Origin of the sequence: Mesorhizobium sp. M1A.F.Ca.IN.020.04.1.1 (assembly GCF_003997315.1) — a bacterium.
Classification (GTDB): domain Bacteria; phylum Pseudomonadota; class Alphaproteobacteria; order Rhizobiales; family Rhizobiaceae; genus Mesorhizobium.
Genome location: NZ_RZSN01000180.1, coordinates 1 through 11,301, shown reverse-complemented (window position 1 = coordinate 11,301; position 11,301 = coordinate 1). Strand labels below are relative to the sequence as shown.

The following is an 11,301-nucleotide window of genomic DNA, read 5'->3' as shown; positions in this document are numbered from 1 at the left end:
GTTCGGATCAGCTCGATCCCGCCCGCCCGCTCCAGCGCCGCGAGTTCCTCGTCGAAGGTGTCCCGCTGGTCCACGTTGGCGAAGCCGTCATTGTCGATCGAGGCGATCAGATTTCGCGCAACGGGATTGCGTTCGTGCCGCGCAAGCAGATCGGCGATGAGTGAAATGACGGTTGAAAACCCGCGTCGGCTCATTCGGCAGCACTCGCTTTGAGGCCGAGACGCTCCGCAAGGTCTTCGTCCGTCGCGTGCTGTGGATTGGCAGCGCGCATCTCCTCGCGGACACGGTCCTTGATCCGGATGGATTCGGCGAGGGAAACATCGCCGCTGCGGAATACGTCGATGATGTAGTCCAGGTTCTCGTAGACGACAGCGCGTTTCTCGGTGGGCGCGGCGATGACGACCTGAAGGCCAATCGCGCGATAAAAGTCGAGTAGTGTCCGCTGGTTGGGGCCATCCATCTTGCTGAATGCCTCATCGAACACGGCGAGACCCATTCCGAGATTGCTTGGAGCGTTCGTCTGACGGACGCCGTGGTAGGCGCTGGCAAGAGCCGCTCCGATGACGACGTAGAAAGGCACCTGACGTTCAGCACCGCTGGCCACGCCTCGTCGCCGGTCGAAGCTCGTTGTCCGCCCCGTAGCAATATCGCGCATCCTGAGGTCGTAGGTGAAATAGCTGCGGTAGTCCTGAAAGACCGTAAAGTCGAAGGACTCGTCGGCGAGAAGCTGTTCTATCTGCCTGAGCGCCCGCGCGTGCCGCTCGTCGCGAGGCTCGGCCCGGCCGAACAGAGCATCTAGCACGCGCTCGTCGGCCTCGCTGTCCTTGGCGAGATGATAGAGGTCGTCGAACTCCGGTTTGACGAGCTCCGCGAGGCGATAGATCTCGCCGTGAAGGGGGCGTGTACGGAGCGCTGCCGACAGCTTCTCCATCTCCGAATGAAGCTGCCCGAAGCGGCTGTTCAGCTCATGAATGAAGGTCGTCTTAAAAAGACGTGAAACCCGATCCGCCGCCTCGTCCGCTTGCTCGCGGTACCGGATGAGCTCGTTATCTTCCAGCATCGCAATGCCGTCCGACACCCATGGTTTCACCGTGCCGATGATCGGCACGTCCGCATAGCCCTCGAGCGCGTCGGGGAAGTCGATCGCATACCTCCCGAGAGATGCCCTGATCTCGTGACCGAGTTCCCGATACCCCTGCTTCGCTTCGTCCGCAGCCTTCTGCATGTCAGAAGCAATCCTGGCCGGATTTTTAGCCGGATGCGCTCTATATCGCTCGCGGAGCGATGGTATTTGCGCCGCGGAGGTCACGACACTGCGGAACTGCCGGCGGCGATGGGCAAGACATAGATATGAACCGACGCTTTGGTCGCCCGCGCCCAGCCTTGCCTTGACCTGCTCGATCTGCGTCTTGAGCGTCTCGCGGCTACCGATCAGTTCATCGCGATTTAAGTTGAGGCTCTTCAATAAGGCCTGCGACCGCGTTTCGCCGTCGAGTAGTTCGGGGTCGACTTGGGCCGATATCCGATCGAGCCTCCGCCGCGCGTCGACACGCCTGTCGGCAAGATCCCCCAGCGCGAATGCAAGCGCCTCCAACCTGTCCTTTTCGGCGACCGGCCTGCTGCAATCCTCGAGCCGCCGGATCGCATCCTCGAACAAGCGCTTCTTCTCGAGATGAATCCTCAGAAGCTGCGAGCGCTGTTCGATCTGCTCTCGCAGCGTGGCCTCCATCAGCGGCGCCGCAGCCCGGCCAATCTTAAGGCCGTCCGGCCGGCGCATCTCGGTGATCAGGCCGTCGTAATAAGCTCCGTCAGCCATGATGGCGCGACCGCCGGACAGAAGCTCGTCCTGGCTCTGCGCAAGTCGGACATTGCCTATCCTGAAGACAACGAGCGCCATGGCCAGCCTGTCGTCACTGTGGATCATCGAGGCCAACGTGCCGCCTTCGGGCACGGTGGTCCTTGACTGGAGCTTGCGGGTGTTGGCTACGCGGCATCCCGGATAGGCGTCGCGTCCATGCCGCAGGATCTCGGTGGCACGGTAGGCATGTTCCGGATCGACAATAATGGCTTCGCGGTCGCGAGTGAGCAGGGCCTCAAGCGCATTGCGCCACCGTTCGTCTACGACGTCGGCGACCTCACACAATGTACGCGGCGCCATGCCCTCGCGGCGCAGGGTCTCCATAAGTTTCGAGGTCGCTGCGCTAAGGGTGATCTGTCCCTGCCTGGCACTAGCAAGCTGTTTGCTATCCTCTGCTGTCTCGGCCTCAAGCTGCTTGACCCAGACGATGGCCTCATCTCGCTGGTCGGTCGCCTTTTCCATCCGGGCAATCGCCGCTACGGAGACCGCTTCCAGCAGATCGTCCATCTTCGCCGGATCGCGTGGCCAATCGGGCGGCGCGAGCCCGCGGCTGGCCTCCTCGACGCGCTCGAGCGCGCGGAACAGTTCGCCCGGGTTTATGACGCTCAGCTTGTCGCGCAACTCCAGGAGTTGGATCGCGCGCGCCGCGCTAAGGTGTCGAGCCAGCAGGCGCTCCATGATGCCGGTATGGTCCCGCTCTAGCCCCTTGATCTCCTGCTCGACGATGGCGCGCTGTCCCTGTGCGCCGGTCGCGGCAAGCTGTCGCCGGACGGATGCGAGCGCCTCGTTTTCGCGCTCTATCTCCTCCTCCACCCGAGCGAACTCCTCCATGACTGCATGAAGTTCGTGCGATTTCGACCTTTGTTCACTGATATTCGCCAACAGCCGGGAGAACCCTTCGACCAGCATGGCGGTCTTCTCGATCGCGCGGCAGGTGAACTCCTCGGTGAGAAGCCGGTCGAACTCGTCCACTTGAGCGCGAATCGCGCGAAGCGCCTCCAGCCTTCGGTTGAGGTCGGCGATCGTCTTCTGGATCTCGCGGTAGCGGCGGATTGAATCGCGCAGCTCGGCAATGTCGATCGGCTTGGGTTCGAGTAGGTAGCGATGCACGAACTGCTCGACAGACGAGATGTCCGTGAAGGAGAGCGCGGCCACGAAAGTGCGAACGAACCGCTCGGGATCCGACGTGCGACGACCTGTGAACAGCGCACGCATGTATTCGCGGATGAACGTCTTAGCATCGTCCAGCGTGAGGAGCTGACCACCCGCTTCGCCGCAGGCCTGGTCGAGCCGCCGGCGGACGACGGGCCACGCGGTCGGCCGGGACGCATCTTCGCCGGTATCCAGCAGCATCGAGCTATCGACGCCAATACCCTCGGCGATAAAGCGCCCCGCAACCTCCGTCTGCTGACCGCGGGCGGCCTCGATGGACAGCCCGAGACTCACCGGCATCCGTCGCCTCTCTGGATCCTCGAAGACAAGCGCGATGTGGCTCCTCGCCTGGGGTCTGAGGAACGTATCTTCGTTGAGCTGGCCGAGGCAGTAGCCTCCTAGCGTGCGGTCCGAACGGCCGCCGCTCTCGCCCGCCGAACGGTTGAACCGGTACAGACGGGACGAGCCGCCCGCCATGATCGCCTGTATCAGATCGATGATCGTGGACTTGCCGGATCGGTTCTGTCCGAGGATGGCCGCATCGCCGGCCAGATCGAGATCGGCCTGCACCATCATGTGCCAGTTTACGAGGACGATACGCCGCAGTTCGATCATGCCTCGCCTCCCGCCGTGGCCTGATCATCCGCATCGGGCGTCGAGGCGACCGGACGCGACAGGATCTGCTCGAGCGACGCGACGAAGTCGTCGCCGGCGACGCTCGTGACGAGCGCACGAATGTCGAGATCCATATCCTGCGCGTCTGCATCGAACTCATCGAGGCGAACGATCGCCTTGCGTTCGAGCATCTGGAGCACGTCGCGGAACTCATTCGGCGCAAGCGCCGCACGCCGGGTGCCGGCGACTATGCCCTGATAGGCCGCATACGCCTCGTTGAGGGTCGTGCGGACAGTTCCGTTGATGTAGATTTCACCGAGTTGAAGCGCCTCTTCCCATAGCCGTCGCATGACCAGTAGGGCGATCGTCTCATCGATGCGCATCCGCGGCAGCGACGTGCGCTCCGGATCAGGCAGGATCCCAGCCCAGCCTTCGGTCTCCCGATGGACGAGATGGTAGCCCGCTACGTCAAAGTAAGCCGAGACGAGCTTCGCGAGTTCCGGACGGTGCAGCGTTTCGAGCAGCGTCGCGGCCCCACGGTCCTCTACGTGAACGAACTGGTTCCGCATCAGATGTGCGATGAGCTGCGTGACCCGCAGGAAGCCGCGGGGATTCGAGCTTTCGAGGGCGTTGAACTCAAGCAGCATACCCGACCTCGAGGGTGATGCTGTCGTCGAGGCGCTTCACGCGAAAGCCGCCGCAATCCAGCCACTCGTTCGACACCCTCTCACCGCACGCTACGAACTCGAATCGGCCTTCGAGCGCCTTCGCGAGCCGCGAGTCTGCGTCGGACCCGAGGCCGCCGGCGACGATCAATCGGATGGCTTCGAAAGCCAGGAAATCATCGACGGTTTCGATCCTCATGGAGGCCGCTGTGGTCTCGCCAAAGGGCGGTACCCGTCGTTCGAGGAAACGGCTGACCTTTGCCGGCGAGACAGTCAGGCGATCCAAGTACTCCCGCTCGAGATGGCGCCTGAACTCGCGTATCGGATCGGGCGGTGGAAGGGCTAGGTCGGCGTCGGCGATTTCCGGCCGGGCACCGCGCGGCTTCGCGAGGAGCTCGGGCGCGACAACGGTCATCCGAGGCTCAATCAATCCTCGCACCGTAAGATCGTCCACGCCCCGCGAAAGAGCGTCATCGAGACGCTGGATCACATGCTCGCTGCGCTGAAGGAAATTGGTCCGGCGCCCAGCATATCGGACCACGTTGCGCAGTCGCGTTTCGAGCCTGGACCGATGCTACTGGATCGCCTCGAAGGATTCCTCGATCCGCTCGAACACTCGGCGGATTCGGAACAGGTCCTCTTGCACGAGGTCGCGCGCCGCTTGCCCATCGGGAACGAGCCGGGCTTCAAGATACGCGTCGGCAACCGCTGCCAAGTCAATCTCGGAATCTTCCAACTCGTCGAGGGAGGTGAGAATAGTCCGCCGATGTCGATATGGATGCGCCGTGGTCGAGATGGACGTATAGTCGCGCAGCAGCACCCGCTCGACGAAGTCCTCGAAATAGTGCCGCAGCCGCTCTGCAAGTGTCTCCGAGGAAAGCACTTGCCGATCAACTTCCCGCAGGGCCGCCAGCACGCTTCTTAGGTACCGTCCGAAACGCGCCGAGTCCTGAGCGGCCTTGTTGAGGCCTAGGGCATTCTCGGCCGGCTTCTCGCGGACTGCGCGAATCGCGTTTCTCACTTCCACCACCAGGCCGCCGAGTTGTTCGGCGCCGCCCTCCTTAAGGGAGCACAGGAATTCGGCGAGACGCATCGCGCCGGACGGCATCTCCACGGTCGTCTTGAGGCCATAGCTCGCCTCGTCTAGCCAGCCTGTCTGCAGCATCCGGTTATAGATGTGCCGGGAACGGCTGATCGCGACTCCGGTGGCTTGATCGTCTACGCCTGCGATGCGGCGACGTCTTACCCGCCGCCCGGTCCGCGTGACGAGGCGGTCGAGGTCGACAGCGGCTTCGTCCTCAGCCCAGAGGACAGGCTCCCGCATGACACAGTCGTAAATCACGCCGACCACCTCTGCCTCGGTCGGAAACAGGAGGTCGGACCGGTAGAGGTCGTTGTAGACGGCGAGGATTGCACGCTCGTAGAGCAGTCGGTTCCCACCAGAGAACACTGTGAAGATGTCCAGGCCGAGTTGGCCAAAGAGTTGCGAACGCGACGCGTTCGACACTGAAGATAACGCTGAATTTGTCAAGATTCCTCCCCCGATGAGGAAGTTGGCGGGAGTTCGCCTGGAGGTCAAGCGATTAGAGGATGGCAGCGCGTGGCAAACAGCCTTCGCAGCTATTCAGAATGACTAAAGTGGCCACCGAAACCGGTTCTTCTGCTGGACTTCGGCGCCAAAGCAAGCATTGCTACAATTGCTGAAGGCCGAAACTATCGGGCCTTAGCGTTCTCCAGCCCGCACTGCGGGCTCGTGTCAGTACAGGAGCCGGATTGTCCGGCACTGCAACATGAACGGAGAACCATCATGGTACACCTCAACAGCAATCTGAGCACCGAGGAAGTTCACGACGGCGACAATCTGCAGCCTGCGGCCGAGGCGACGCCGACGGCGGGCGAGGCGCCAAAGCCAAAGCGCAAAAAGTCAACGAAAGCGTCGAAGGCACGCGATGGCGCACCGGCACGCGAGATCAGTGCCGCCGCTACCAAATCATCAAAGGCCTCACCTCGAGCCAACGAGACCAAGCAGAGCAAGTCGGACCTGGTGCTGAAGAAGCTTCGCATGGCCAAGGGCGCTTCGATCGAGATGCTGATGGAAGCGACCGGCTGGCAGGCCCACTCGGTGCGAGGTTTCCTGTCGGCGGCCGTAAAAAAGAGGCTAGGTCTCAACCTGGCGAGTGACGTCGGCAAGGATGGGGTCCGCCGCTACCGCATCGATGACAGCGCCAAGGGCGTTGCTTGATGGCCATGCGTGCCAAGTTCGATATCCAAGCAGAGGTCGCCGCCTTAAGTGACCTCTCCCGCGAGGAGCTCACAGCCCAATGGGTGAGGATCTACAGGTGCGCCCCGCCAAAAGGTGTCAGGCGTGAACTTTTGATCAGGGCGGCAGCCTGGCACCTTCAGGCAAAGCGTCTCGGTGGATTCTCCACCGAGACGCGTCGCATGCTCAGGTCCGCCATAGACCGGGTCGAGAAGAAGATCGCCGACCGCGACAGCCAAGCTAACCTCGTTGTCGACGACATCAAGGTGACGATCGCTCCAAAACGCAAACAAGTTTTGCCAGGCGCTCGGTTGGTCCGTGACTGGAACGGCAAGACCCATATTGTCGATGTGGTCGAGGATGGCTTCGTCTTCGAGGCCAAGGTCTATCCCTCACTGTCGTCAATCGCACGCAAGATCACTGGCGCGCATTGGTCCGGTCCGAGGTTCTTCGGCTTATGAGCAACAACTCGATACCTCGCCTGCGCTGCGCCGTCTACACTCGCAAATCGAGCGAGGAAGGTCTCGACCAGGAATTCAACTCGCTCGACGCCCAGCGCGAGGCCTGCGTTGCCTTCATCGCCTCGCAGGTTGGGCTTGGTTGGAAGCTCGTGCCGGGTCGCTATGACGACGGCGGCATCTCAGGTGGGACGATGGAGCGCCCCGCCCTGCAGCGGCTGCTGCAGGACATCCGCGACAAGAAGGTCGATGTCGTGGTTGTCTATAAGATCGACCGCCTCACTCGCTCGCTGATGGACTTTTCAAAGATCGTCGAGATCTTCGATGCCAGCTCGGTGTCATTCGTCTCCGTCACCCAGCAGTTCAATACCACCACCTCGATGGGACGGCTGACACTCAATGTCCTTCTGTCCTTCGCGCAGTTCGAGTGAGAGGTCACAGCCGAGCGCATCCGCGACAAGATCGCAGCATCCAAGAAAAAGGGCATGTGGATGGGTGGCGTGGTGCCGCTCGGTTATCGCGTGGAGCACCGTAAGCTTGTGATCGACGATGCCGAGGCGAAGGTTGTTCGACACCTTTTCGAACGCTATCTCGTTTTGAAGTCAGTGCGGGATCTTGCTGATGAGGCCGCGCGCGATGGTTTCGTGGCCCGGACCCGTGAACGCCAGAATGGCACCGTCGTCGTCACGATGCCATTCGGCCGTGGCAATCTTTATCACCTGCTCTCGAACCTGATCTACATCGGCAAGACCAAGCACAAGGATCAGGTCTACGACGGTGAGCACGAACCGATCATCGCAGGTCCGGTATTCGATAAGGCTCAGGCGCTTTTGGCCACTCAGGCGCCGCGACGCAGGAGCACATCCAACGTCACCCAGCAGCATCTTCTCACCGGCCTACTCTTTGACGAACATGGCGAGAAACTTCGGTCGGTTCATGCCAACAAGCGAGGCGTTCGCTATCGCTACTATGTCTCAAAACAGTTTGTTGATCAGCGACGCGGCAACTCCGATGGATGGCGTCTTCCCGCCGATGCAGTTGAATCAGTCGTTGAGCATCAGCTGACTCGCACTCTGAGCTATCACAGCCAAATCGCTGATTTGATTCAGCGATGGGGAGCCCCTAGCGAAATCCGGAGCGCGATGCGTCGCGCGGCCGAGGTCCGGGGTGCCTGGGCCACCGAGACCTCAGACGCGAAGCGCTCGCTGCTGCAAAAACTCATCCGGCGCATCGCGCTTAGCCATAAGGCACTGATCATCGACATCGATTGCCGGGCACTCGCCGAACATCTGCTCGATCGAGCTTTGTCATCTGATGGCGGTGCCGACACCCTTTCGACGAATTGCCCATTCGACATCAAGCGACGCGGTATCGAGATGCGCATTGTTCTGACCGATGGCACATCCAACGTCGGTGAGCCGGATGCCGGATTGATCGACGTAGTTCAACGCTCCCAGCGGTATCTCCATCAACTCACAGATGGCTCAAAACGAAGCCTGACAGATATCGCTACCTTGAACGCGACGACGGTCTCTGAAGTGAGCAGGCTGCTGCCGCTGGCGTTTCTCTCACCCAAGATCGTGTCCAAGATCATCGCCGGCGGCCAGCCGACCGAACTTACAGCCCATCGGCTGTCGCGCCTCTCTGGCCTTCCCCTTGCCTGGTCCGATCAGTCTGCGCTGCTCGGCCTCTGATTCCGACCATCGGCCGAGCATCGCTTTTCCAAACAGTTGGCTAAGGAAATGGGCCTCGAGAGACGAAGCCCAGAATTCGGGGCATTCTGGGCTCAGAAAGCCGCGTCTCAGCCAAGCGTTGCGGCAAGTGCGGTGCTAAGCCGCGGAAATGTCGACACTATTCTGAGACGCTCGAAAGAACGCCAAAACTGGCGGACTGAATGGTGGGCCCGGAGGATGTGCCGGGACCGTTGATTTCATTGGCTTTCTCGTGGGCCAAAATCAGAAATCTTCCCGTATCGCTCCGTATGGTTCCGCGCCTAAGCAAAGGACGCTGCACAAGATGGGGCTTCATGCAGGTCTGAGCCCCCGACCACTGTGGCGAGCGAGCAATCTTGGGTGAGATGAGCAATGCTGGCCGCAAGCTCCATAGGTCCACCTAGGTGTTCAAGCACCTGGCGGGCAAGCGACTCCGACTCCTCCTTGGAAAGAGGCGGTACGTCGATGACGCTCAGACGGTCTCCAGAAAAGGAATAGCTGCTTGCCTGGGCCCGGATATGCTCAACTCCATATCGTCGGAAGACAATGAGCAATTTTACACGACCCACGTTGGCCGCGGCGTAATTGAACAATGGCTGGAGACTTGTCGCTGTCATGAGCATCATCGACGACGAGGAGCAGGTCACCGGAACCAAGCTCTTCTAGAGACACCTTGGTGATCTCCATTGTCGGTGAGACAAGCCTGATCCTAGTCGCAGACTGATCGGCGGCGATTTGGTCCAGAATGGCTTGGAGCTCGAGATTTGCCGCCGCCGCCAGACCCCGTTACCAGCGTCACGCCAACGTCCGGATTCTTGTGTGCTTCCAAGGCTTCAGCAAGGGAAGCTTCTCTGCCGACCAGCTGCCAAGCATGGGTGAACAAGGTTTCCTTGCGTGCGAGAGCCGCAAAGAATTCCTGAGCCGTTTCCCACGGACTTGTGGGAGAGACGCCGAGAAGGCTATTGTCGATGTAGTCATCAGCATCCCAAAGGCTTCGGGTCGTTCCTAATATTCGGTTCAATCCGCTCAATGACGGGCTCGAACGCGGCATTAGCGACTTCGATGAGCACAGATCGATCAGCCCCGGCGACTGGCAGGGACGCAATGATGGCATTGGGATCCATGAGAGGATGATCCTTTTGGAGTGGCGTTTGGGACATCAGCCTGCGGTCGCCATGCCGACGGTGGTTCTTAGTGTGGTGGCCAATCGAGCCCAGGCGCTACCCTATGCTTACATGCGCACAGGCAGGATACGTGAGAATTTCGCAGATGCGGTCCAAAGCAGATGGGGCAGCACCTGCGGGCAGTCCGTCATCCAGGTCCTGCAAGGTGGGAGCTGAGTTGCTTACCTCAGCAGTGCCGCTCGCCCGCGCTATGGCCGGCAGTTCTAAGCTTTAGAGGAATAATGCGGGGCCGTTTTCGGATGAAAACGCCGATTGCCAAACGCCGCACCGGCTGGAATTTTTCGCGCTCAGCCTCTCCGTAAGCCGTAAAAGCGCGGAAAATTACGTGTCGCTGAATTTTCCGCGCTTTTGGATTCACGAGCGGGAATTTTCCGCGCTTTTAAACTGATCGGAGCTATTTAAATCGCTTGAGAATCCATCCGTTGCTACAATATCAAAGAGCGCACGGGGCAGACCGACACCAACTGGAGGCAAAGCAATGGAAGAGATTCAGAAGCGCCGCGTCGGCCGCCCAATTGGCAGCGGCGTCAAGAACAACGATCAGGCCCTTGCCAAGGTCGCAAGTATCTTGCTGGATAATCCTTCCATGAAGGCGACTTCAGCCATGAGGCGGGTCCTCAATGATATGTCCAGCTCGCGGAGGGAGACAGACGTTACCTTGATCCGTCGATGGCAGGGGCGCTGGAAGCTGAACAGACAGAAATTCATGAACGAAGCGGCGGCAACGAGAGCTGCAAGGACGGCGAGAGCGCCCTCGCGCACGACGTCATCGATCTCCGACTCGGCTAGCGAGTACCTTATGCGGAAAGCCAAAGAGACGGCGAGTATGTACAATTTTTCGGAAGCATCTGCTCTCCAAAAGGCCGCGGCTGGATACCTCGATACGCCCCTCAGGAAAGAGGTACATGGTGTTTTAGACTCACTGGCGCTGAGGACGGCGCTGGGTCTTCACGAATCGTCCATTCAGCGAGAATTGCGGCGCATGACGGATTCCACTGTCATGGGAACGATGCTGAAAGCCTTGGAGGAGCAGGATCGCTTCCTTGCCGAGCTGAAAAAATGGGGTTGAGGCTACAAAAACTGCCCAATAACGGCAATTGACGCCAAGGCAGCGCGCGACCGGTTCGCGAAGGACAGATTTCGGCCCCAGCCGGGACTGAAACGACGCATTTTGTAGTATAATTTTCTAAGATGGCGCTTTTGCAATTGACGCCTGCAAGGGTGCCTCATGCTTGCGCCGTAAAACGCAACACGAGCGCAGACGGTTCAGTCGTAAGCGCTGTTCTCAGGCCACGGCCCTGAGTTCGGGAGCCGGGATGTAGGCCCAGGGCAGCAGGTCGTCGATCTGGCTGTTCGGGTGGCCATTGACGATCCTGGTGAGGACATCGGCGAGATAG

General features: G+C 60.3%; 9 protein-coding genes and 1 pseudogene. 5 read left to right on the top strand and 5 right to left on the bottom strand.

The features are described 5' to 3' along the window. The 4 genes and pseudogenes from EOA49_RS26370 to EOA49_RS33735 all read right to left on the bottom strand — a co-directional run. A partial coding sequence (locus EOA49_RS26370) for a hypothetical protein (protein ID WP_164749290.1) occupies nt 1-194 on the bottom strand: 194 nt, incomplete at its 3' end. Continuing rightward, nucleotides 191-3,625: an SbcC/MukB-like Walker B domain-containing protein gene (locus EOA49_RS26365; protein ID WP_127240883.1), complete on the bottom strand. Its 3,435-nt coding sequence runs from the start codon at nt 3,623-3,625 to the stop codon at nt 191-193. The genes EOA49_RS26370 and EOA49_RS26365, both read right to left, overlap by 4 nt. Further along, nucleotides 3,622-4,272 (bottom strand): DUF4194 domain-containing protein, encoded by a 651-nt coding sequence (locus EOA49_RS26360; protein WP_127240884.1) that lies wholly within the window; start codon nt 4,270-4,272, stop codon nt 3,622-3,624. Before EOA49_RS26360 ends, EOA49_RS26365 begins: the two co-directional genes overlap by 4 nt. Next, nucleotides 4,262-5,740, bottom strand: a pseudogene (locus tag EOA49_RS33735) (Wadjet anti-phage system protein JetA family protein). The gene EOA49_RS26360 and the pseudogene EOA49_RS33735 overlap by 11 nt, the downstream one beginning before the upstream one ends. Nucleotides 5,741-6,097: 357 nt before the next feature. Between EOA49_RS33735 and EOA49_RS26350 the strand changes: the two are divergent. The 5 genes from EOA49_RS26350 (at nt 6,098) to EOA49_RS26335 (ending at nt 10,973) form a co-directional block, all read left to right on the top strand. After that, nucleotides 6,098-6,532 carry a DUF3489 domain-containing protein gene (locus EOA49_RS26350; protein ID WP_095801599.1) on the top strand — a complete coding sequence of 145 codons (435 nt, stop codon included), beginning with the start codon at nt 6,098-6,100 and terminating at the stop codon, nt 6,530-6,532. Continuing rightward, nucleotides 6,532-7,011 (top strand): DUF2924 domain-containing protein, encoded by a 480-nt coding sequence (locus EOA49_RS26345; protein WP_206519915.1) that lies wholly within the window; start codon nt 6,532-6,534, stop codon nt 7,009-7,011. Before EOA49_RS26350 ends, EOA49_RS26345 begins: the two co-directional genes overlap by 1 nt. Beyond that, nucleotides 7,008-7,439 carry a recombinase family protein gene (locus EOA49_RS33730; RefSeq protein WP_245460807.1) on the top strand — a complete coding sequence of 144 codons (432 nt, stop codon included), beginning with the start codon at nt 7,008-7,010 and terminating at the stop codon, nt 7,437-7,439. The genes EOA49_RS26345 and EOA49_RS33730 overlap by 4 nt, the downstream gene beginning before the upstream one ends. A 54-nt stretch (nt 7,440-7,493) precedes the next feature. Then, nucleotides 7,494-8,702: a recombinase family protein gene (locus EOA49_RS26340; protein ID WP_245460806.1), complete on the top strand. Its 1,209-nt coding sequence runs from the start codon at nt 7,494-7,496 to the stop codon at nt 8,700-8,702. Nucleotides 8,703-10,382: 1,680 nt separating this feature from the next. Continuing rightward, nucleotides 10,383-10,973 (top strand): hypothetical protein, encoded by a 591-nt coding sequence (locus tag EOA49_RS26335; RefSeq protein ID WP_095518981.1) that lies wholly within the window; start codon nt 10,383-10,385, stop codon nt 10,971-10,973. A gap of 216 nt (nt 10,974-11,189) precedes the next feature. Here the strand turns inward: EOA49_RS26335 and EOA49_RS26330 are convergent. After that, nucleotides 11,190-11,301 (bottom strand): transposase domain-containing protein (locus EOA49_RS26330; RefSeq protein WP_135914190.1); only part of this gene is annotated, 112 nt, incomplete at its 5' end.

Bases quoted from the DNA above. Each gene is read 5' to 3' on its own strand.
- EOA49_RS26365 (WP_127240883.1), bottom strand. From the start codon at position 3,625: ATGATCGAACTGCGGCGTATCGTCCTCGTAAACTGGCACATGATGGTG.
- EOA49_RS26360 (WP_127240884.1), bottom strand. From the start codon at position 4,272: ATGCTGCTTGAGTTCAACGCCCTCGAAAGCTCGAATCCCCGCGGCTTC.
- EOA49_RS26350 (WP_095801599.1), top strand. From the start codon at position 6,098: ATGGTACACCTCAACAGCAATCTGAGCACCGAGGAAGTTCACGACGGC.
- EOA49_RS26345 (WP_206519915.1), top strand. From the start codon at position 6,532: ATGGCCATGCGTGCCAAGTTCGATATCCAAGCAGAGGTCGCCGCCTTA.
- EOA49_RS33730 (WP_245460807.1), top strand. From the start codon at position 7,008: ATGAGCAACAACTCGATACCTCGCCTGCGCTGCGCCGTCTACACTCGC.
- EOA49_RS26340 (WP_245460806.1), top strand. From the start codon at position 7,494: ATGTGGATGGGTGGCGTGGTGCCGCTCGGTTATCGCGTGGAGCACCGT.
- EOA49_RS26335 (WP_095518981.1), top strand. From the start codon at position 10,383: ATGGAAGAGATTCAGAAGCGCCGCGTCGGCCGCCCAATTGGCAGCGGC.